General features: G+C 61.8%; 17 protein-coding genes. 14 read left to right on the forward strand and 3 right to left on the reverse strand.

All coding sequences use genetic code 11. The features are described from left to right. Positions 1 to 1027: 1027 nt before the first annotated feature. From MFF34_RS00805 to MFF34_RS00860, 12 genes are all read left to right on the forward strand, one after another. A complete protein-coding gene (locus MFF34_RS00805) occupies positions 1028 to 2344 on the forward strand; it encodes a nucleotide sugar dehydrogenase (RefSeq protein WP_027595311.1) in 1317 nt (438 codons plus the stop codon). 81 nt (positions 2345 to 2425) lie between these two features. Then, positions 2426 to 3907: a glycosyltransferase family 2 protein gene (locus MFF34_RS00810; RefSeq protein ID WP_172960386.1), complete on the forward strand. Its 1482-nt coding sequence runs from the start codon at positions 2426 to 2428 to the stop codon at positions 3905 to 3907. Positions 3908 to 3943: 36 nt separating this feature from the next. Then, positions 3944 to 5110 (forward strand): alginate biosynthesis protein Alg44, encoded by a 1167-nt coding sequence (locus MFF34_RS00815; RefSeq protein WP_027595309.1) that lies wholly within the window; start codon positions 3944 to 3946, stop codon positions 5108 to 5110. A gap of 33 nt (positions 5111 to 5143) precedes the next feature. Beyond that, the gene (gene algK / locus MFF34_RS00820; RefSeq protein WP_238209762.1) at positions 5144 to 6703 is read left to right on the forward strand and encodes an alginate biosynthesis TPR repeat lipoprotein AlgK; all 1560 of its coding nucleotides are present in this window, start codon (positions 5144 to 5146) and stop codon (positions 6701 to 6703) included. Continuing rightward, positions 6700 to 8178 (forward strand): alginate export family protein, encoded by a 1479-nt coding sequence (locus tag MFF34_RS00825; RefSeq protein WP_085273971.1) that lies wholly within the window; start codon positions 6700 to 6702, stop codon positions 8176 to 8178. The genes algK and MFF34_RS00825 overlap by 4 nt, the downstream gene beginning before the upstream one ends. A 22-nt stretch (positions 8179 to 8200) precedes the next feature. Then, positions 8201 to 9760 carry a mannuronan 5-epimerase AlgG gene (gene algG / locus MFF34_RS00830; protein WP_238209569.1) on the forward strand — a complete coding sequence of 520 codons (1560 nt, stop codon included), beginning with the start codon at positions 8201 to 8203 and terminating at the stop codon, positions 9758 to 9760. A gap of 13 nt (positions 9761 to 9773) precedes the next feature. After that, complete coding sequence (locus tag MFF34_RS00835; RefSeq protein ID WP_085273970.1) at positions 9774 to 11213, forward strand: alginate O-acetyltransferase; 1440 nt, start codon at positions 9774 to 9776, stop codon at positions 11211 to 11213. A 7-nt stretch (positions 11214 to 11220) separates the two neighbouring features. Further along, complete coding sequence (locus MFF34_RS00840; RefSeq protein ID WP_238209571.1) at positions 11221 to 12324, forward strand: mannuronate-specific alginate lyase; 1104 nt, start codon at positions 11221 to 11223, stop codon at positions 12322 to 12324. 196 nt (positions 12325 to 12520) lie between these two features. Then, positions 12521 to 13978 (forward strand): MBOAT family protein, encoded by a 1458-nt coding sequence (locus MFF34_RS00845; protein ID WP_238209572.1) that lies wholly within the window; start codon positions 12521 to 12523, stop codon positions 13976 to 13978. 11 nt (positions 13979 to 13989) lie between these two features. Then, complete coding sequence (locus MFF34_RS00850; RefSeq protein WP_238209574.1) at positions 13990 to 15147, forward strand: alginate O-acetyltransferase; 1158 nt, start codon at positions 13990 to 13992, stop codon at positions 15145 to 15147. A 20-nt stretch (positions 15148 to 15167) separates the two neighbouring features. After that, on the forward strand, positions 15168 to 15815 hold the full coding sequence (locus MFF34_RS00855; RefSeq protein WP_027595301.1) for an alginate O-acetyltransferase AlgF: 648 nt from the start codon (positions 15168 to 15170) through the stop codon (positions 15813 to 15815). Positions 15816 to 15852: 37 nt separating this feature from the next. Continuing rightward, the gene (locus tag MFF34_RS00860; RefSeq protein ID WP_238209582.1) at positions 15853 to 17307 is read left to right on the forward strand and encodes a mannose-1-phosphate guanylyltransferase/mannose-6-phosphate isomerase; all 1455 of its coding nucleotides are present in this window, start codon (positions 15853 to 15855) and stop codon (positions 17305 to 17307) included. A 59-nt stretch (positions 17308 to 17366) separates the two neighbouring features. Here the strand turns inward: MFF34_RS00860 and MFF34_RS00865 are convergent, their stop codons facing one another. The 3 genes from MFF34_RS00865 to MFF34_RS00875 all read right to left on the reverse strand — a co-directional run bounded on the left by MFF34_RS00865 (position 17367) and on the right by MFF34_RS00875 (position 19568). After that, the gene (locus MFF34_RS00865) at positions 17367 to 17789 is read right to left on the reverse strand and encodes a hypothetical protein (protein ID WP_238209584.1); all 423 of its coding nucleotides are present in this window, start codon (positions 17787 to 17789) and stop codon (positions 17367 to 17369) included. A gap of 272 nt (positions 17790 to 18061) precedes the next feature. Beyond that, positions 18062 to 18520 carry a hypothetical protein gene (locus MFF34_RS00870; protein WP_238209586.1) on the reverse strand — a complete coding sequence of 153 codons (459 nt, stop codon included), beginning with the start codon at positions 18518 to 18520 and terminating at the stop codon, positions 18062 to 18064. Positions 18521 to 18782: 262 nt separating this feature from the next. Continuing rightward, positions 18783 to 19568, reverse strand: a complete 786-nt coding sequence (locus MFF34_RS00875) for a hypothetical protein (protein WP_238209587.1) — start codon at positions 19566 to 19568, stop codon at positions 18783 to 18785. A 170-nt stretch (positions 19569 to 19738) separates the two neighbouring features. On the opposite strand from MFF34_RS00875, the gene MFF34_RS00880 reads away from it, so the two are divergent. Next, on the forward strand, positions 19739 to 20203 hold the full coding sequence (locus tag MFF34_RS00880) for a multidrug transporter (protein ID WP_238209589.1): 465 nt from the start codon (positions 19739 to 19741) through the stop codon (positions 20201 to 20203). Between the two features lie 89 nt (positions 20204 to 20292). After that, positions 20293 to 21117, forward strand: coding sequence for an SDR family oxidoreductase (locus tag MFF34_RS00885; RefSeq protein ID WP_238209592.1), 825 nt, complete (start codon positions 20293 to 20295; stop codon positions 21115 to 21117). The last annotated feature ends 37 nt before the right edge of the window (positions 21118 to 21154 follow it).

Consider the following 21154-nt stretch of genomic DNA (forward strand, 5'->3'; position numbering starts at 1 on the left):
GAAATTGGGGCAGAGGCAGCCAGTTGCCCGACATGACATCTGCGGCTTCAAGACCGAGCGCCGCCCCGGGGCGCTTCGCAGCACAAGGCTGCTCCAGTTGTTTGGGCCAATTAACTTTGTGGGAGGCGGTCGCGCGCCGCCTTCACAGGCGTGACTGGCCCGAAACAAACGTAGGAGATTCTATGGTGCGATGCGCCGCGCGGGCGGCGCTCGATCTCGAAACCCCAGAAAATCCCCCGCCAGGCACCAACCCCCACACAATCCATCACGGCAAATAGCCACCAACCGCCCCCACACCGGCCCCGAATCAAACCGCCACTACGTCACACTCCCGACGCCAAAAAACCACCAACCCACCCTTTATCGCCAAACGCCATAAGACCGTTCGTACCTTTTTTGACGTTTTTTGAAAAATATTTTTCGATACTGGCATTAAAACATCCCCCCTCAATCTCGCCCTTTATATACCGGGACGAAACGCCCCAGTGCTATCAGATTGAAACTATTTATCACTGAAGAATTATTTAGAAATCTTTCATCCGGGCAAAACCCAGCCAGGAACTTCTGTCATACCGGATCGCTCATAGTGCCGTAACGATTTTCCTGCCCCTGGGCTGTGAGAGATGACTTACAGATGACAACGGCAGGTATCCACTGCCCGCCACAGCAACTTCGACAGGTATAACGGGCACCCCCCAAGAGCCCTGTCCACGCAGGAGAGACGCGCCCTTACAAATCGTCCTAGTGGTTGATTTCAAAGGATTTATCCACTTGAAAAAACAAGCACAGCAGCGCGCCACGTAGCGCATTGCAATAAAGACGGCTGCACGCCAAGGCACGTTTTTTAATAATGGCTTTTTACTGCCAAGTTTGAGCGCATAACTTTTCGCGCTCCGGAATAATTTTGCCTGCGCTCGGCGAAGTGTGCATTCGCCATGGACCCGTGCGCCCAAAAACTGTTGTTAATCAACCTGGCCCGGCTCTTTCCGAAGGAGCCGGCGTGATAAACACACATGAGGTGATAGCGATGCGTATCAGCATCTTTGGTTTGGGTTATGTAGGGGCGGTCTGTGCAGGCTGCCTGACGGCGCGAGGCCATGAAGTGATTGGTGTGGACGTGTCCAGCACCAAGATCGACCTGATCAACCAGGGCAAGTCGCCCATCGTCGAACCTGGCCTGGAAGCACTGCTGCAACAGGGCATCGCCAATGGCCGCCTGCGCGGCACCACCGACTTCGCCGAGGCCATCCGCGCCAGCGATGTGTCGATGATCTGCGTCGGTACGCCCAGCAAGAAGAACGGCGACCTGGGCCTTGAGTACATCGAATCGGTGTGCCGCGAAATCGGCTACGTGCTGCGTGACACCACCCGCCGCCACACCATCGTGGTCCGCAGCACCGTGCTGCCGGGCACCGTGAAGAACGTGGTGATCCCGATCCTCGAAGACTGCTCGGGCAAAAAGGCCGGGGTCGACTTCGGTGTTGCAGTCAACCCTGAGTTCCTGCGCGAAAGCACCGCGATCAAGGACTACGACCAGCCACCGATGACGGTCATCGGTGAACTGGACAGCGCCAGCGGCGACGTGCTGCAAAGCCTGTACGAAGAACTCGACGCACCGATCATCCGCAAGCCGATCGAAGTGGCCGAGATGATCAAGTACACCTGCAACGTGTGGCACGCCACCAAGGTCACCTTCGCCAACGAGATCGGCAACATCGCCAAGGCAGTGGGTGTCGATGGTCGCGACGTGATGGACGTGGTCTGCCAGGACAAGGTACTGAACCTGTCGCAGTACTACATGCGCCCAGGCTTCGCCTTCGGCGGCTCGTGCCTGCCAAAGGACGTGCGCGCCCTCACCTACCGCGCCGCCAGCCTCGACGTGCGAGCGCCACTGCTCGATTCGCTGATGGCCAGCAACGAGTCGCAGGTGCAGAACGCCTTCGAGCTGATCGAAGCCCACGACAAGCGCAAGGTCGCCCTGCTTGGCCTGAGCTTCAAGGCCGGCACCGACGACCTGCGTGAAAGCCCGCTGGTGGAACTGGCCGAGCGCCTGATCGGCAAGGGCTACCAGCTGGGCATCTACGACGAGAACGTCCAGTACGCCCGTGTTCACGGCGCCAACAAGGACTACATCGAATCGAAGATCCCGCACGTTTCCTCGCTGCTCAACGCCGACTTCCAGCAGGTCATCGACAACGCCGACATCATCGTCCTGGGCAACCGTGACGAGCAGTTCCGCGCCCTTGCCCAGCAAGCGCCGGAAGGCAAACAGGTGATCGACCTGGTGGGCTTCATGAGCAAAGCCACCTGCGGCACCAGCCGTACCGAAGGCATCTGCTGGTAACACCCTTGGCCGGGCAGCGCAGGTGCTCCTCAGGGAACACGCGCTGCCCTTCCTTCCCTGATTTCGCGACGGATGCTGAACATGCAAAGGCTCCAGACAGTGCTGTTGCAGTGCGCCGGGTGGCTGCTCTACATGAGCCTGCTCATGTTGATCGCCCTGGCCCTGCCGGCCGATATCTTCGACTCGCAGTCGAAGCACTTCATCTTCCTGGTCGGCGCAGTCGGCATCTGGCGCTATTCGATGGGCGCCACCCATTTCATCCGCGGCATGATCTTCCTGTACGCCGTCTACCCGTACCTGCGCCGCAAAGTGCAGAAGCTGGGCAAGGCTGCGGACCCGTCCCACGTGTACCTGATGGTCACCAGCTTTCGTATCGATGCGCTGACCACCGCGCAGGTGTACAGCTCGGTGATCCGCGAAGCCATCAACTGCGGCTTCCCCACCACCGTGGTCTGCTCGCTGGTGGAGATGTCGGACGAGCTGCTGGTGAAAAGCCTGTGGGCCAAATACAACCCGCCGGCACACGTCAAGCTGGACATCGTGCGCATCGCCGGCACCGGCAAGCGTGACGGCCTGGCCTATGGTTTTCGCGCCATCTCGCGGATGCTGCCAGACGAAAACGCCGTGGTGGCCGTGATCGACGGCGACACCGTGCTGGCCGATGGCGTGGTCTGCAAGACCGTGCCGTGGTTCAAGCTCTACCCCAATGTCGGTGGCCTGACCACCAACGAATTCTGCGAAGTGCGCGGCGGCTACATCATGAGCGAGTGGCACAAGCTGCGCTTCGCCCAGCGCCACATCAACATGTGTTCGATGGCCCTGTCCAAGCGCGTGCTGACCATGACCGGGCGCATGTCGATGTTCCGCGCCAGTGTGGTGACCAACCCCGAGTTCATCGCCGACGTCGAAAGCGACTCGCTGATGCACTGGCGGCTGGGCCGCTTCAAGTTCCTCACCGGTGACGACAAGTCCAGCTGGTTCAGCCTGATGCGCTTGGGCTACGACACCTTCTACGTGCCGGATGCCGCCATCAACACCGTCGAGCACCCGCCAGAAAAAAGCTTCCTCAAGGCCAGCCGCAAACTGATGTACCGCTGGTACGGCAACAACCTGCGGCAGAACTCCCGCGCGCTGGGCCTGGGCCTGCGGCGCTTGGGGCTGTTCACCAGCATCGTCCTGTTCGACCAGCGCGTGTCGATGTGGACCAGCCTGCTGGGCCTGACCGTGGCGGTGATCGCCAGCCTCAAGTTTGGCCTGGGTTTCCTGCTGGTGTACCTGCTGTGGATCGGCATCACTCGCCTGATCCTGACCGTGATGCTGCTGTGCTCCGGGCACAAGGTCGGGCCGGCCTATCCGCTGATCCTTTATTACAACCAGATCGTCGGCGCGATGATGAAGATCTACGTGTTCTTCCGCCTCGACAAGCAGTCCTGGACCCGCCAGCCCACTGCCCTCAAACGTGACCTCGCCAGCTTTCAACAATGGTTCAACACCTGGTCCTCACGGACCATGACCTTCTCGGCGGCCAGCATCTTCGTTGCTGTGCTGTTCATGGTCGTGTGAGCCCAACCGGATCGGATCTAACAGGAACAAACCACCATGAATACCGCCGTGAACGTCAACGTCGTGCATGAGTCCGAAGCCCAGCGCCAACACGCCCGGGTGCGCATTCCAGCCAAGCTGCGCTTTCTGGATAACCAGCGCCAAACCCACGAAGTGAAGGTCGATGACCTGTCCGCCGGTGGCCTGAGCTTCCACACCAAACAGCAACTGTCGGTGGGCGATGTGCTGCGCGGGCGGCTGCAGTTCGTGGTCGACAACCTGGGCCTGTCGATCGACATCGAGTTCCAGGTGCGCTCCTTCAACCCCAGCAATGGCCGTACCGGCGCGCAGTTCCAGAACCTGGAGCCGCGCGACATCGCCACCCTGCGGCACATCATTACCAGCCACCTGTCGGGTGAGCTGATCAGCATCGGTGATGTGCTCAGCACGCTGCAGCGCGACAACTTCACCAAGGCGCGCAAACAGAAGGATGGCGGTGCGGGCCTGACCGCCTTCGGCCGCCTCAAAGCGGTCAGCGTGACCCTCGGCGTGTTCGTGATCGGCGTGGCCGCCTTCGGTTTCGTTGCCAAGTCGCTGTACGGCATGTACTTCGTCAGCCACGCCGAAGCTGGCGTGGTCGCAGTGCCCACCACCAGCGTCACCATGCCCCGCGACGGCACCGTGAACAGCCTGGTCGAGAGCGGTGGCCAAGTGGTAAAGGGCGCGCCCCTGGCGAGTTTCAGCACCAGCATGCTAGACATGCTCAAAGGCCACCTGGACGACTCGCAACTGGAGCCGGCCAAGGTTGAGGAACTGTTCGGCAAGCAGCTTTCCGGCACCCTCACCAGCCCCTGCGACTGCGTGGTCGCCCGCCAGCTGGTGGATGACGGCCAGTACGCCGCCAAGGGCCAACCGATCTTCCAGCTGATCCCACGCACCACCAACCCGATGGTCGAAGCGCGCTTCAGCTACCGCCAGTTCGACGAGGTCACGCCCGGCACCCGGGTCAACTTCCAGGTGGCCGGCGAAGACGAAGTGCGCACCGGCCAGATCGTCAGCAGCGCCAGCCTCAACAGCGAAGACCTGGCCTCCGACATCCGTGTGCAGATCAAACCTGACAGCGGCCTGCCAGCAGAACTTGCCGGGCGCCCTGCTTCGGTCAGCAGCGACCGCGGGCCGTCGTTCAACTGGCTGATCGACAAAGCCGTGGCCCGTGGGCTGTAAGAGGACAAGCCGATGACTGAGCCCGATCGCGTCATGCCTATTGCATCAATGTTGCCTGTTTTGCGAGCGCTGCGCGCTCGTTCGCGGCACAAGGCCGCTCCTACAAGGCCCGAGTCGCTCCCCCACCTGTCGCCTGGCGCAAAACCAGTAGGAGCGGCCTTGTGCCGCGAACGGGCGCGCAGCGCTCGCCCATTCACATGGGGCACGCTTGCCTTGGCCATCACGCTCGCCGGCTGTGCCGGCCTGCCTGACCAGCGCCTGGCCAACGAAGCCCTCAAGCGCGGCGACACAGCCTTGGCCGAGCGCAACTACAAAGCCCTGGCCGACCTCGGCTACAGCGATGCGCAAGTCGGCCTGGCCGACATCAAGGTCGCCACCCGCGACCCGGCGCAGATCAAGCAAGCCGAGGCCACCTACCGCGCCGCAGCCTCCACGTCGCCACGGGCCCAGGCTCGGCTAGGCCGCCTGCTGGTGGCCAAGCCCGACAGCACCCAGGCTGAACGTGAAGAGGCCGAAACGCTGCTCAAACGCGCCGCGCAGCAAGGCGAAAGCAATACCTTGATCCCGCTGGCGATGCTCTACCTGCAATACCCGCAGAGCTTCCCCAACGTCAACGCGCAGCAACAGATCGACCAGTGGCGCGCCGCCGGCAACCCGGAAGCGGGCCTGGCCCAGGTGCTGCTGTATCGCACCCAGGGCACCTACGACCAGCACCTGGGCGAGGTCGAGAGCATCTGCAAGGCCGCGCTCAATACCACCGACATCTGCTACGTCGAACTGGCCACCGTGTACCAGAAGCGCGGCCAGCCCGACCAGCAAGCCGCCCTGCTCGGCCAGCTCAAGGCGGCCTATGCCCGCGGCGCCGTACCGGCCTCCCGGGTCGACAGCGTCGCCCGGGTGCTGGCTGACCGCAGCCTCGGCCAGACCGACGAAAAAACCGCCAAGGACCTGCTCGAACAGGTGGCGCCGGCCAACCCGGCGTCGTGGGTGAGCCTTGCGCAACTGGTCTACGACTTCCCCGAGCTGGGCGACACCGACCAGCTACTGGCCTACATCGACAAAGGCCGCGCAGCCGAACAGCCACGCGCCGAACTGCTGCTGGGCCGCCTCTACTACGAAGGCAAGACGCTGCCCGCCGATGCGGCAAAAGCCGAACAGCACCTGCAGGCCGCCGCCGACGCTGGCGAGGTCAGCGCCCATTACTACCTGGGCCAGCTGTACCGCCGCGGTTACCTGGGCAATGTCGAGCCACAGAAGGCCGTCGACCACCTGCTCGCTGCCGCCCGTGGCGGCCAGAACAGCGCCGACTATGCCTTGGCCCAGCTGTTCAGCGAAGGCCATGGCATCCGCCCGCAACCTGGCAACGCCTGGGTGTTCGCGCAACTGTCGCAGGCCAACCCGACGCCACAGTCGGCCGAACTGCTGCAGCAACTCGATCAGCAACTCACGCCAGACCAGCGCAGCCAGGCGCAAACCCTGCTGACGCAGGAAAAACAGGCGCGCGGCAGCATTGCCCAGGGCGCCAACAGCACCCTGGCCCTCGAAGCCCTGCAAGACGACGAACAAGAAGTAGACGGTGAGGACTCGCTATGACGCTCAATCCCTTCGTGAAAGCCGGCATCGGCCTGAGCTTCGCCCTGCTGTGGTCCTGCCCGACCCTGGCCGACATGACCGCGCAGAAAAACTTCGGCCTGGACGTGAAAATCACCGGCCAGTCGGAAGACGATCGCGACCTCGGCACTCGGCCCGGCGGTGACGTCAACGGCCTCGGCCTGGACCTGCGCCCCTGGGTGTACGGCGAGCGCGGCAACTGGAGCGCCTACGCCATGGGCCAGGCCGTCGCGGCCACCGACACCATCGAAACCGACACCCTGCGCCAGAACGACGACGGCACCACCACCGACACCGGTGACGACAGCCGCAAGCCGGACAAAAGCTACCTGGCGATGCGCGAGTTCTGGGTCGGCTACAGCGGCCTCACCCAGTACCCTGGCGAGCAACTGCGCTTAGGCCGCCAGCGCCTGCGCAGCGACGACGGCATGTGGCGCGACACCAACATCGAAGCCCTCAACTGGACCTTCGACACCACCCTGCTCAAGGCCGACCTGGGCGTGGCCCAGCGCTTCAGCGAGTACCGCACCGACCTCACCGAACTGGCCCCGGAAGACAAAGACCGCACGCACCTCTACGGTAACGTCGCCACGCAATGGACCCCCGGCCACTGGGTCGGCCTGCGTGCCCACCACACCCATGACAGCGGCAGCCTGAAAAGCCCCGGCGAGACGATCGACGCGCTCGACAAGACCCGCACCGGCGACCTCACCTGGCTGGGCCTGGAAGCCAACAGTGACGCCTACAACTGGCGCAACGACCACACCGTCAACTACTGGGGCAGCCTGACCTGGCTGACCGGTGACCGCGACAAGCTCAGCAGCCAACAGGTGGGCGACGATCAAGTGGCCACCGGCAAGCAGAGCGGCGACGTCAACGCCTGGGCCACCGACCTCGGCATCCGCCTGCGCCTTGACCCCAACTGGCAAGTCGGTGCGGCCTACGCCCGTGGCAGCGGCGGCGGTGGCGATGACGGCTCGAACAACTTTGAGCAGACCGGCCTTGAGAGCAACCGCTCCAACTTCACCGGTACCCGCTCGCGCGTGCACCGCTTCGGCGAGGCCTTCCGTGGCGAGCTGGGCAACCTGCAGGCGGCCACCCTGTTTGCCTCGTGGCAACTGCGCGACGACTACGACGCCAGCCTGATCTACCACAAGTTCTGGCGCGTCGATGGCGAGCAGAACATTGGCTCCAGCGGCATCAACGCTGCGGTCAACGACAACGGCGTGAACCGCCCGCTGATCAATGGCGAAAAAGATCTCGGCCAGGAGATGGACGTGGTCGTCACCAAGTACTTCAAGCAGGGCCTGTTGCCCGCTTCGATGAGCCAGGCAATCGACGAACCGTCCGCGCTGGTGCGCCTGCGCGCCGGTGTGTTCAAGCCAGGTGACGCCTATGGCAAGGAAGCGGACTCGTACATGCACCGTGCCTTTGTCGACGTGATCTGGCGCTTCTGAGGCCGGTAGAGGATTTCTTGTCATGCCCCTTCACCCGCACCTACGTCACAGCCTCCTGGCCAGCGCCTTGCTGCTGGCCTCAGGCCTTGCCGTCGCCGCAGAACCCACGGTGATCGCCAAGGAACTGCAGCAGGCCAAGACCTACACCGTGTCCAGCGCGCCCACCGAGCCGCTGCACATGGACCCACCGAAACTGCCCGACCTCACCGGCTTCACTGCCGAGGCCGTGCAGAACAAGATCGACCGCCGCCACAAAGGCAAAGTCAGCGTGCGCCGCATGCTGCAGGAAGAGTCGCTGAAGGAGTTCATCGGTGGCGACAACAAGGCCGCCGAATGGGTGCAACGTCAGCACGGCATCCCCCAGGCGATCTTCGTCGATGACGGCCATGTCGACCTGGTCGAGCTGAGCAAAAAGGTACCCAAGCAGTACCTCAGCGAAGTCGAGCCGGGGGTGTACCTGGCGCGCCTGCCAATCGTGGTTGGGCAGAAGGGCATCCTCGAAATCAACGGCAAGGTCAAGCAACTGCGCCTGTCCCAGGAGGGCGGCGCGTTTCTGGTCAACGACGGCAAGCTGTTCGTCAGCGACACCCAGGTCACCGGCTGGCGCGAAAAGGACAACGGCCCGGCGACCTTCCGCTCGCCCAAGGAATTCCGCCCGTTCCTGCTGTCCTGGGGCGGCACCGAGACCTACATCGTCAACACCAAGATGGCCAGCTTCGGCTACGCCAAGTCCAAGTCGTACGGTGTGAGCATCTCGCAGTACACGCCGAACATGGCCAAGCGCATGGGCCGCCCGGAGCCGACCGGCTGGATCATCGGCTCGGAGTTCAGTGACATGTGGTACGGCTTCTACTGCTACGAGACGCAGGACTTCGTGGTCAAGGACAACACCTACCGTGACAACATCGTCTACGGCATCGACCCGCACGACCGCTCGCACCGCCTGATCATCGCCGGCAACACGGTGTACGGCACCAAGAAAAAGCACGGGATCATCGTCTCGCGTGAGGTCAACGACAGCTGGATCATCAACAACAAGAGCTACGACAACAAGCTCTCGGGCGTGGTGATCGACCGTAACAGCGTCAACAACCTGATCGCCTACAACGAGATCTACCGCAACCACACCGACGGCATCACCTTGTATGAAAGCGGCGACAACCTGATCTGGGGCAACAAGCTGATCAACAACCGCCGCCACGGCATCCGCGTGCGCAACAGCGTGAACATCCGCCTGTACGAAAACGTCGCCATGGCCAATGGCCTGGTGGGTGTCTACGGGCACATCAAGGACTTGTCCGACACCGACCGCGACATCGCCCTCGACCCGTTCGACACCAAAGTCTCGCTGATCGTGGTGGGCGGTGAGCTGGCGGCCAACGGCTCCGGGCCGCTGTCGATCGACTCGCCGCTGTCGGTCGAGTTGTACAAGGTGTCGATGCTCGCGCCGCGCAAGGCCAACGGCATCAGCCTCAACGGCATCCTCGGCGAGCGCCAGGACGAAATCCTCGACCTGCTGGTGCGCCAGCAAAAGGCTGTGCTGATCGACCCGGTCGAACGCCAGACCGAAATGATCGATTAAGGAAGCCCAGACCATGACTCCACACCTGATGAAACTGCTGGGCCTGTCCGCCGCCCTTCTGGCGATCAGCCAGGGCGTGCGCGCCGACGAGGTGAAAGCCCCGACGTTCAGCGCCGAACCCTGCTGCCAACTGTGCCCCGAGGCGCACGACGCCAGCCGCTACACCACCCGCTACCAGCAGAACTTCACCACGCTGGTACAGGCCCAGGGCGACTGGCTGTTCCGTACCCGCGAGGACCTGCGCACCGAGTTCAACACCACCCCCGCCGGCTACAAGCGCCTGCAACAGGTGCACGACGCGTTCAAAAAACGCGGCGTGGAACTGGTCGTGGTCTACCAGCCGACCCGTGGCCTGGTGAACCGCAACATGCTCAAGCCGGAAGAAAAAGCCGCCTTCGACTACCAGAAGGCCCTGGGCAACTACCAGGCCATGCTCCAGCGCTTCAGCAAGATGGGCTACAACGTGCCCGACCTGTCGCCGCTGACCAACGAGCAACTGGCCGCCGCCGACCAGGGCAAAGACTTCTACTTCCGCGGTGACCAGCACTGGACGCCGTATGGCGCCGAGCGCGCCGCCAAGATCGTGGCCGACACCGTGCACCACATGCCGGCCTTCGAAGGCATCCCACGCAAGGAATTCGAAACCAAGAAGTCCGGGCGCATGGGCAAGACCGGCACCCTGCACAACGTCGCCGGCCAGCTCTGCGGCACCAGTTACGCCGTGCAGTACATGGACCAGTTCGCCACCGAGCCAAAAGGCGCGAGCGGCGGCGACGACCTGTTCGGCGATGGCGGCAACGCGCAGATCACCTTGGTCGGTACCAGCCACAGCGGCAAGAACTACAACTTCTCGGGCTTCCTCGAACAGTACATCGGCGCCGACGTGCTCAACGTCGCCTTCCCTGGCGGTGGCCTGGAAGGCTCGATGATCCAGTACCTGGGCAGCGAAGAGTTCCAGAAAAACCCGCCGAAGATTCTGATCTGGGAGTTCTCCCCGCTGTATCGCCTGGACCAGGAAACCATCTGGCGGCAGATCCTCGGCCTGCTCGACGATGGCTGTGACGCACGCCCGGCGCTGATGAGCGCCAGCACCACGCTCAAGCCCGGCAAGAACGAGCTGATGGTCAACGGCAAGGGCGGTGTGATCAAAGACCTGATCAACCGCAACCTGCAGATGGACGTCAAGTTCGAAGACCCCTCGGTGAAGGTGCTGCAGGCTACCCTCTGGTACCTCAACGGCCGCCACGAGGACATCAAGCTGGAGAAACCGGAAACCTCCGACACCGACGGCCGTTTCGTCTTCCAGATGCGCGAAGACGAAGACTGGGCCAGCCAGAACCTGTTGGCCTTCGAGGTCCAGGGGCCGGAGAAAGGCACCCAGAAGGTCGAGGCCAAACTCTGCAAACGCAACAACTTCGCCGTGCCTGCGCAAACCGCGCAAGCCGGCCAGTGAGGCGACCATGACCCCATTCAAGCGACTCATCAGCCCCGCCCTGCTCAGCCTGGCCCTGTTCGGCGGCGCCGCGCACGCCGCGCTGGTACCGCCCCTGGGTTACTACGAGGGGATCGAAAAGCTCAAGACCAGCGATGGCAAGTTCCGCTGCGAACCCGCCCCCAAGCCGTACACCGGCGCGCTGCAGTTTCGCAGCAAGTACGAAGGCTCCGACAAGGCCCGGGCGACCCTCAATGTGGCCTCGGAAAAAGCCTTCCGCGACTCCACGGCCGACATCACCACGTTGGAGAAAGGCGTCAGCAAGATGGTCGGCCAGTACATGCGTGACGGCCGCCCAGCGCAGCTCGACTGCACGCTGACCTGGCTCGAAACCTGGGCGCGGGCCGACGCCCTGCTGTCCACCGACTACAACCACACCGGCAAGTCGATGCGCAAATGGGCACTGGGCAGCATGAGTGGATCGTGGCTGCGCCTGAAGTTCTCCAACGCGCAGCCCTTGGCCGCGCACCAGGCCGAGGCCGAGCAGATCGAGCGTTGGTTCGCCCGCCTGGCCGAGCAGACCGTGCGCGACTGGAGCGACCTGCCGCTTGAGAAGATCAACAACCACAGCTACTGGGCGGCCTGGTCGGTGATGGCCACCGCCGTGGCCACCGACCGTCGCGACCTGTTCGACTGGGCCGTGAAGGAATACAAGGTCGGCGCCAACCAGATCGACGACCAAGGCTTCCTGCCCAACGAAATCAAACGCAAGCAGCGCGCCCTGGCTTACCACAACTATGCCCTGCCACCGCTGGCGATGATCGCCAGCTTCGCCAAGGTCAATGGCGTGGACCTGCGCAGTGAGAACAACTTCGCCCTGCAGCGCCTGGGTGAAGGCGTGCTGGCCGGCGCCCGAGACCCGCGACATTTCGCCGAACGCGCCGGTGCAAAACAGGACATGAAAGACCTCAAGGTCGACAGCAAGTACGCCTGGCTCGAGCCCTGGTGCGCGCTGTACCAGTGCGTCGGCGACACCCTTGATCGCAAGCACGGTATGCAGCCGTTCGACAGCTTCAGGCTCGGCGGCAACCTGACCCGGGTCTATGACCCGAGCGCACAGAGCAAGAAGTAACAGCCCACTGTGGGCTGATCTCTGTGGGAGCGGGCTTGTCCCGCGAATGGGCCCGAAAGGGAAAAAGCGTCGCCTGTGCTGACGCCTTCGCGGGGCAAGCCCGCTCCCACAGGAAATGAATCGCTCTTCAGTCATGGACTGGGGGGTTTGGGGGGCGTTTTGCCCTGGATGCTGTGAACAAATTAGGAGAACCGGGATGGTCTTCTCGTCCAACGTGTTCCTGTTCCTGTTCTTGCCGATCTTTCTCGGCCTGTACTACCTGAGCGGGCAACGCTATCGCAACCTGCTGCTGCTGATCGCCAGCTACATCTTCTATGCCTGGTGGCGGGTGGACTTCCTCGCCCTGTTCGCAGGGGTGACCCTGTGGAACTACTGGATCGGCCTGAAAGTCGGCGCCGCCGGCGTGCGTACCAAACCGGCCCAGCGCTGGCTGCTGCTGGGCGTGGGCGTCGACCTGGCCATCCTTGGCTATTTCAAATACGCCAACTTCGGCGTCGACAGCCTCAATGCGATCATCACCTCGTTCGGCCTGGAGCCGTTCATCCTCACCCACGTGCTGTTGCCGATCGGTATCTCGTTCTACATCTTCGAGTCGATCAGCTACATCATCGACGTGTACCGCGGCGACACCCCGGCCACCCGCAACCTGATCGACTTCGCGGCGTTCGTGGCGATCTTCCCGCACCTGATCGCCGGCCCCGTGCTGCGCTTCAAAGACCTGGTCGACCAGTTCAACAACCGCACCCACACCCTGGACAAGTTCTCCGAAGGCTGCACCCGCTTCATGCAGGGCTTCATCAAGAAAGTGTTCATCGCCGACACCCTGGCGGTGGTGGCCGACCACTGTTTCACCCTGCAGAACCCGACCACCGGCGATGCCTGGCTGGGCGCCCTGGCCTACACCGCGCAGCTGTACTTCGACTTCAGCGGCTACAGCGACATGGCCATCGGCCTGGGCCTGATGATGGGCTTTCGCTTCATGGAGAACTTCAAGCAGCCCTACATCAGCCAGTCGATCACCGAGTTCTGGCGCCGCTGGCACATCAGCCTATCGACCTGGCTGCGCGACTACCTGTACATCACCCTGGGCGGCAACCGCAAAGGCACCTTCAACACCTACCGCAACCTGTTCCTGACCATGCTGCTGGGCGGGCTGTGGCACGGCGCCAACTTCACCTACATCCTCTGGGGCGCCTGGCACGGCATGTGGCTGGCGATCGAGCGGGCGCTGGGCATCGACACCAACCCGCAGCGTTTCAACCCGGTCAAGTGGGCCTTCACCTTCCTGCTGGTCGTGGTCGGCTGGGTGATCTTCCGCGCCGAGAACCTGCACGTGGCCGGGCGCATGTACGCCGCCATGTTCAGCTTTGGTGAATGGCAGCTGTCGGAGCTCAACCGCGCGCAGCTGACCGGCTTGCAAGTGGCCACCCTGGTCATCGCCTACCTCACCCTGGCGTTCTTCGGCCTGCGCGACTTCTACCGCAATGCCAAGCCGACACCCAAGGCAACCCCAGTGCAGGTCAACGCCGACGGCTCGATCGGCCTGGACTGGACCCGGGTGATGACCCGCGCCCTGGTCCTGCTGCTGTTCGTGGCCTCGATCCTCAAGCTTTCGGCGCAGAGCTACTCGCCGTTCCTTTACTTCCAGTTCTGAGGTTGATGACCATGACCCGGACATTACGCATTACCTATTCCCTGTCGTTCATCGGCCTGCTGGTCGGCATGGGCGCCTGGTCCACCGGCGGCCTGGAAAGCTTCCAGCGCACTGCGCAGATGACCCTGCTCAACGGCAAGCTGGCCAAGGCTGCCGAGACCCACTACGACGAGCAGTTCCCGATCAAGCGCCTGGGCACCAACCTCTGGGCGGCGCTGGACTTCAAGCTGTTCAACGAAGGCCGCCCGGGCGTGGTGCTGGGCCGCGACCAGTGGTTGTTCAGCGATGAAGAGTTCAAACCCACCGCCGGTGCCGAGCAACTGATGCAGGAAAACCTGGCGCTGATCCGTGGCGTGCGCGACACCCTGCAACAACACGGCAGCCAGCTGGTGCTGGCAATCGTGCCGGCCAAGGCGCGGGTCTATTCCGAATACGTCGGCAAGGAGTTGCCCGCCAGCCTGCACGACGACCTGTACAACCGCTTCCATGCCCAAGCCCGCCAGGCCAACGTGTTCGCCCCAGACCTGATGGCGCCCATGGAGCAGGCCAAGGCCCGCGGCCAGGTGTTCCTGCGTACCGACACGCACTGGACGCCGATGGGCGCCGAAGTCGCCGCACAAACTCTGGCCGAAGCGGTCAGCCGTCAGAGCCTGCTCAATGGCGACCCGCAAACCTTCATCACCGAAGCCGGTAACACGGCGCCCTACAAAGGCGACCTGACCAACTTCCTGCCACTGGACCCGCTGTTCAGCAACCTGCTGCCGAGCCCGGACAACCTGCAGCAACGCACCACGCGCCCAGCCGAAGCCACTGGCGATGCGGGCGACGCGCTGTTCGCCGACAGCCAGATCCCGGTCGCACTGGTCGGCACCAGCTACAGCGCCAACCCGCACTGGAACTTCCTCGGCGCCTTGCAGCAAGCCTTGCGCAGCGACGTCGCCAACTACGCCGAAGACGGCCACGGCCCACTGCTGCCGATGCTCAAGTACCTGCAAAGCGATGCCTTCAAAAATGCCGCGCCACAAGTCGTGGTGTGGGAATTCCCAGAACGTTATCTGCCCATGAAAAACGACCTCAGCAGCTTCGATCCGCAGTGGATCGCCCAGCTGAAGAACTCCCGTAAATCCGAAGAAAACCTGGCCCTGTCGTCCACCCGGACGAACCACTGATCGAAAGAGAGGAAATGCACATGACTACCAAGACTTCCATTGCCAAAGCCCTCACCCTCGCAGCAGGCCTGTCCCTTGCCTCGATGCAGGCCTTCGCCGGTGCCGACGCCGCGTTGTACGGCCCGACCGCACCGAAAGGTTCGACCTTCGTGCGCCTGTACAACGCCGCCAGCGCGCCTGCCGCCGCCTCGGTCGGCAACACCCAGATCAAGCAGGTCGGCGCCCAGGCCAGCAGCGATTTCAGCTTCCTCCCAGGCGGTGATTACACCGCCCAGGTGGGCGGCAAGAGCGTGCCGGTCAAGCTGGCCTCGGACAAGTACTACACCCTGGTCAACAGCGGCAGCGGCAACCCGCAACTGATCGAAGAACCGCCGTTCAAGAACAAGCAGAAAGCCCTGGTACGCGTACAGAACCTCAGCGACCAGTCGCTGACCCTGAAGACCGCCGATGGCAAGACCGAAGTGGTAACACCGGTCGCCGCCAAAGGCCGTGGCGAGCGTGAGATCAACCCGGTCAAGGTCAACCTCGCTTTGTATGCCGGCGACAAGAAAGTCAGCGACGTCAAACCCGTTGCCCTGGAGCGCGGCGAAGCTGCCGTGCTGTACGTCACCGGTTCCGGCAGCAGCCTGTCGCCGGTCTGGGTCACCCGCCCAGTGTCCACTAACTGATCCCCTGCCTCATTAACGACCTTATTGGAGAAACATCATGATCCCGGTAATTCTTTCTGGTGGTAGCGGTTCGCGTCTGTGGCCTCTGTCGCGCAAGCAGTTCCCCAAGCAGTTCCTGGCCCTGACCGGTGAGCACACGCTGTTCCAGCAAACCCTCCAGCGCCTGGTGTTCGAAGGCATGGACGCGCCGATCGTGGTCTGCAACAAGGACCACACGTTCATCGTTCAGGAACAGCTCTCGTCACTGAAGCTGAAAACCCAGGGCATCCTGATGGAACCGTTCGGCCGCAACACCGCCCCTGCCGTGGCGATGACCGCGATGAAGCTGGTCAGCGAAGGCCGCGACGACCTGATGCTGGTGCTGCCCGCCGACCACGTGATCGACGATCAGAAAGCCCTGCAGCGCGCCTTGGCCCTGGCCACCGTGGCCGCCGAGCGTGGCGAGATGGTGCTGTTCGGCGTACCGGCGACCAAACCCGAGACCGGCTATGGCTACATCCGCTCCAGCCAAGACGCACTGCTGCCCGAAGGTGTGGCGCGGGTGGCGCAGTTCGTTGAAAAGCCCGACGAGAAACGCGCCGCCGAGTTCGTCAAGGCCGGGGGCTACTTCTGGAACAGCGGCATGTTCCTGTTCCGCGCCAGCCGCTACCTCGAAGAGCTGAAAAAGCACGACGCCGACATCTACGACACCTGCGTGCTGGCCCTGGAGCGCAGCCAGGCAGACGGCGATGTGCTGAACATCGACGAAGCCACCTTCGCCTGCTGCCCGGACAACTCCATCGACTACGCGGTGATGGAAAAGACCCAGCGCGCCTGCGTGGTGCCGATGTCGGCTGGCTGGAGCGATGTGGGCTGCTGGTCATCGCTGTGGGATGTGCACGAGAAGGACGACAACGGCAACGTCACCAAGGGCGATGTGGTGGTGCAAGACAGCCGCAACTGCATGATCCACGGCAACGGCAAGCTGGTGTCGGTGATCGGCCTGGAGAACATCGTCGTGGTCGAGACCAAGGACGCCATGATGATTGCCCACAAGGACAAGGTCCAAGGCGTCAAGCAGATGGTCAAGACCCTCGACGAGCAAGGCCGCAGCGAGACCCAGAACCACCTGGAAGTGTACCGCCCATGGGGCTCGTACGATTCGGTGGACATGGGCGGCCGCTTCCAGGTCAAGCACATCACCGTCAAGCCAGGCGCCAGCCTGTCGCTGCAGATGCACCACCACCGCGCCGAGCACTGGATCGTGGTGTCCGGCACCGCCGAGGTGACCTGCGACGAGAACGTGTTCCTGCTCACCGAGAACCAGTCGACCTACATCCCGATCGCCTCGGTGCACCGCCTGCGCAACCCGGGCAAGATTCCACTGGAAATCATCGAGGTGCAGTCTGGCAGCTACTTGGGCGAAGATGACATTGAGCGTTTCGAAGATGTGTATGGGCGTACGTCCACGCCGGTCGAGCGTGGGGTGTCGGTGAAGACCATCGCGCAGTAAAGGCTGACTCGCCCCTGGCCAGGCCAGGGGCGAGGCTGCTAGTTCGCTGGGGAGAGGGATTAGAGCTTGACGTTAAGTTCCAAGATTTTCATCTCGAACTTTGGATCACCGTCCATTCCTTTGAATTTGGACGCCGCAGCCTGTGCACCTAAATTGGAGGCCTGAAGTTCGCGGATGCTACCTGAATGAACATCATAAAAAGCACCCTTTCCGCCGATTAATAACCAATTATCCCCACCCAGTTCAACATCCCCATTGGCTGCCACTTCGGCCGACAGAACGACAAAGGCAGTAGGCTCTACAACATCACCCGTATATCCAAATATGTTTGCGACACCTTCGCTGACATGATACTCCACTTTATCTGAAGTAAAATCCAACGGTCCACTTTTGTAATCTATATAGGCCCTGACTACACCCTTGGCAGGGATCATTTTCTTTTTGCGGAATTCATTCCATTTTTCTTTAGCTGTAAATTTCATGTCACTACTCCTGTTGAAGGTACGGCAGACATTACGACCTTTCACCCCTTGGCTCTACTGGTAAAAATGTCAGGTCCGCCGTGCTCCCAGAAGGCGCAAGCGTGCTGCTGCATCGAGCGCTTTGAGGATGTGTATGGGCGCACTTCGACGCCGGTCGAGCGCGGGGTTTCGGTGAAGACCATCGCAGAAAACGAACGTAGCGCCTCACCGTTGACTAACGTGCGGGGCGAGATGTACTGAGCCGCCGCTTTTCAGCGCTACGTGGATAAACGTCAAGGGATCGGATTGATCACCAGGAAAGAACCATGCGTCACAGAGATCGCTTGTTTTTTTGGTTCGCTGCCCACGAGCTGACATTCAAATTCACCCGTTATTACTACCTTTTCCTCCCAATAGAAATTCGACATTTTACCCGTAGTTGATGAAGCGGTCTGTAGAAGCAAAACCCATGGCAGTCCACTATCGTGTTCGCCAATATCGACATTAGGCCCTCCAAGTTCTAGAAGCCCTAGTGGAATATTGATAATAAACCACTCTTTATCACCTGACGCCTTGATCACCTGACCGGCAATTACCCTGTCCTTATCAATATCCCGATAACCCCATTGAAATTGACCATCAAACTTTACCTCCACACCATCAAAATGAACCTTTATCCAACGCTCCTCACTTTTCTCACTAAACGTAAAACCCTCCAGCTTCGCTACAGCTTTAAGTTCAGTTGAAATCATAACCACCACTCCTCATAACGCCTCATACGGGTGAACAAAAATGAGGCCCAGCACCTCACACACAACACTACTGTAGGCGTCTACTAAGAACGCGCAACTGGCAAAAATGCTAGGAAAAAACCCGCCTACCGGCCCCAAAACACCTGCGCAGTGCCGATATTTACCGGCTAAGCGTGCGCTCCATGAAGACCATCAAGCAGTGATGCGAAGCCGCCCCGCCTCCTGCAAAGAGGCGGGGCTTTTGGGTGACCGCTTTGCTGTTTTACAGCTTCAGGTCGACACGGCCTGCCTGAAAGGTGAAAGGCTGTGCGTTGTAGTGGAATGCAAGCGTGAAGGCGAAGGACAAGGCTTTACCTGGCTCCCATGCCAACTGGGTAATGGCGTAATCTTCAGCCACAATCAAGCCGTGATTGACGCTGGCAAAGGCGCGCTTGACCGAAGGTTGGTTGTTTTGATCGTACTCCAGAAGGAACACCGCCCCCAAGGCCAGCAGGCCCCCCTCAAGGCCGATGGACTGCTTGACCGCGACAAACGTCGGGCGCTCACGGTCACCGCTGTAACCCCGTTCATTAGCGTTGAACTCGGCATTATCTTTCAGTGCTGGAACGATCACCGCAGAGGCAGCACTTGCGGTGTTGCGCTGCAGCGTAGAGGAGGGCTTTTCATAGGCAATATCAAACACACCCTTTGAGACGTGAAAGTCACGCGCATATTCATCTTTGCCTTTGAATTCAAACTGACCCGCGACCCCACACTCCTCTCGGTTCCATACCAGGCTTTGAATGACGCCACTGTGCGCATGGCCTGATACGTCACTCCCCAAGTAGGCCGATGTGCCCCCCTCACCGAGGGAATGGTCGCCATCCTTGATGCCCAACGGGAAGCCAATGTAGATGAATTCTTCAACGCCCTGCGCGGGGTTGCGGATACCCAGCACACCGCCGAGCGGGTCGAACCAGACGTCTTGAGCAATGAACTGCTCGCCTGTTGGCAGGGTGGCAGTCATCGCACCCGATGCGTTGCCGGTCTTGGTATTAAGTACGCTCATGATTGACTCCGAAAACTGATGATTTTAATGAGTGATAACACGCTGCCTGTCACACAGATGCCAACTAAGGCAGCCAGTTTTAATGCGTTTTCAGATTAGGATGGGGGCCGCTGCGGCGGTACTCGCAGAAGTGCTAGGATGGCCAGATCAGTGCAATCAAGGTTGTCTCCATGATCATCGGCGCCCTGCTAATTCTCACCTGGCTGGTACTGCTGCTGCGTTACCCAGCGAAGGCGTTGCCGATATCCCTGGCCGCCGTCTGCGGCATCGGCCTGGTCACCCTGTTCGTGGCCTGGCAAGACACCCGCGAAGCCGCGCAACTGGCACGCTTGGACTTGCGCCTTAGCTATGCCCCGGACCAATGCCCCGCCGACCGTGCGCTGCAGGTTCACATGAAGAACGGCAACAAGGCCCCGCTGACCGAACTGCGTTGGCGGGTGGGTGCGTATGCGCCGGGCGATACCGTCAACCTGGCCGAGAACACCTACAGCGCGCCGCGTTACCGGGGGCCGGGTGAGCTGCAGCCAGGTGCCGAGTGGAAGGATTGCCTGCCCTTGCCGCCACTGCGTTCTGGCTATCGGCCGCAGACGCTGGAGTTTCGGGCTGAGCATCTGCAGGGTACATTTGCCAATTGATCTGTCGCCTGGTCGGGCCCTTTCGCGGGCTTGCCCGCGAAGAGGCCAGTACAGGCAACACAAACTTACCCGACTCAAGGCCATCTCCCATGCCCACCGTCCTGATCACCGGTTGTTCCAGCGGCATCGGCCGCGCCCTGGCCGACGCCTTCCGCGATGCCGGCCATGAAGTCTGGGCCACCGCCCGCAAACCTGAAGACGTCGCGCATTTAGCCGCCGCCGGTTTCACCGCCCGGCAACTGGACGTCAATGATGGCCAAGCCCTGACCCAACTGGCCGAGGAGCTGGAAGCAAGCCACGGCCGCCTCGACATGCTGATCAACAATGCCGGCTACGGTGCCATGGGCCCATTGCTCGACGGGGGTGTGGACGCCATGCGCCAGCAATTCGAAACCAACGTTTTCGCCGTGGTCGGCGTGACCCGCGCGTTGTTCCCGCTGCTGCGCCGCGCGCGTGGGCTAGTGGTGAATATCGGCAGCGTTTCTGGGGTGCTGGTCACGCCGTTCGCTGGGGCCTACTGCGCGTCGAAGGCTGCCGTCAACGCCCTGAGCGATGCCCTGCGCCTGGAGTTGGCGCCGTTTGGCATTCGGCTGATGGAAGTGCAGCCGGGGGCGATCGCCTCGCAGTTCGCCAGCAATGCCCAGCGCCAGGCCGATCAGGTGTTGGCTGCGGATTCGCCGTGGTGGCCACTGCGCGAATATGTGCAGGCACGGGCGCAGGCATCGCAGGACCGGCCGACGCCTGCGGCGGTGTTTGCCCAAGGGGTGTTGGCGGCTACACGCAAAACAGCGGTGCCTGCAGTGGTCAGGCTGGGTAATGGCAGCACGGCATTGCCGCTGATTGCCGGGCTGTTGCCGCGGCGGTTGCTGGACTGGGTGTTGCGCAAGCGGTTTGGGTTGCTGCGGCCGCTTTGATTTTTGAGTGGCTGTACTGGCCTCTTCGCGGGTAAAC

Origin of the sequence: Pseudomonas sp. PAGU 2196 (assembly GCF_022179005.1) — a bacterium.
In the GTDB taxonomy this organism is placed as follows: domain Bacteria; phylum Pseudomonadota; class Gammaproteobacteria; order Pseudomonadales; family Pseudomonadaceae; genus Aquipseudomonas; species Aquipseudomonas kermanshahensis.

What these genes read in the sequence shown, in the direction of transcription:
- MFF34_RS00880 (WP_238209589.1), top strand. Translation starts at nt 19,739, where the DNA reads ATGATCATCGGCGCCCTGCTAATTCTCACCTGGCTGGTACTGCTGCTG.
- MFF34_RS00835 (WP_085273970.1), top strand. Translation starts at nt 9,774, where the DNA reads ATGACTCCACACCTGATGAAACTGCTGGGCCTGTCCGCCGCCCTTCTG.
- MFF34_RS00825 (WP_085273971.1), top strand. Translation starts at nt 6,700, where the DNA reads ATGACGCTCAATCCCTTCGTGAAAGCCGGCATCGGCCTGAGCTTCGCC.
- algK (WP_238209762.1), top strand. Translation starts at nt 5,144, where the DNA reads ATGCCTATTGCATCAATGTTGCCTGTTTTGCGAGCGCTGCGCGCTCGT.
- MFF34_RS00815 (WP_027595309.1), top strand. Translation starts at nt 3,944, where the DNA reads ATGAATACCGCCGTGAACGTCAACGTCGTGCATGAGTCCGAAGCCCAG.
- MFF34_RS00845 (WP_238209572.1), top strand. Translation starts at nt 12,521, where the DNA reads ATGGTCTTCTCGTCCAACGTGTTCCTGTTCCTGTTCTTGCCGATCTTT.
- MFF34_RS00885 (WP_238209592.1), top strand. Translation starts at nt 20,293, where the DNA reads ATGCCCACCGTCCTGATCACCGGTTGTTCCAGCGGCATCGGCCGCGCC.
- MFF34_RS00805 (WP_027595311.1), top strand. Translation starts at nt 1,028, where the DNA reads ATGCGTATCAGCATCTTTGGTTTGGGTTATGTAGGGGCGGTCTGTGCA.
- MFF34_RS00840 (WP_238209571.1), top strand. Translation starts at nt 11,221, where the DNA reads ATGACCCCATTCAAGCGACTCATCAGCCCCGCCCTGCTCAGCCTGGCC.
- MFF34_RS00875 (WP_238209587.1), bottom strand. Translation starts at nt 19,568, where the DNA reads ATGAGCGTACTTAATACCAAGACCGGCAACGCATCGGGTGCGATGACT.
- algG (WP_238209569.1), top strand. Translation starts at nt 8,201, where the DNA reads ATGCCCCTTCACCCGCACCTACGTCACAGCCTCCTGGCCAGCGCCTTG.
- MFF34_RS00865 (WP_238209584.1), bottom strand. Translation starts at nt 17,789, where the DNA reads ATGAAATTTACAGCTAAAGAAAAATGGAATGAATTCCGCAAAAAGAAA.
- MFF34_RS00810 (WP_172960386.1), top strand. Translation starts at nt 2,426, where the DNA reads ATGCAAAGGCTCCAGACAGTGCTGTTGCAGTGCGCCGGGTGGCTGCTC.
- MFF34_RS00860 (WP_238209582.1), top strand. Translation starts at nt 15,853, where the DNA reads ATGATCCCGGTAATTCTTTCTGGTGGTAGCGGTTCGCGTCTGTGGCCT.
- MFF34_RS00850 (WP_238209574.1), top strand. Translation starts at nt 13,990, where the DNA reads ATGACCCGGACATTACGCATTACCTATTCCCTGTCGTTCATCGGCCTG.
- MFF34_RS00870 (WP_238209586.1), bottom strand. Translation starts at nt 18,520, where the DNA reads ATGATTTCAACTGAACTTAAAGCTGTAGCGAAGCTGGAGGGTTTTACG.
- MFF34_RS00855 (WP_027595301.1), top strand. Translation starts at nt 15,168, where the DNA reads ATGACTACCAAGACTTCCATTGCCAAAGCCCTCACCCTCGCAGCAGGC.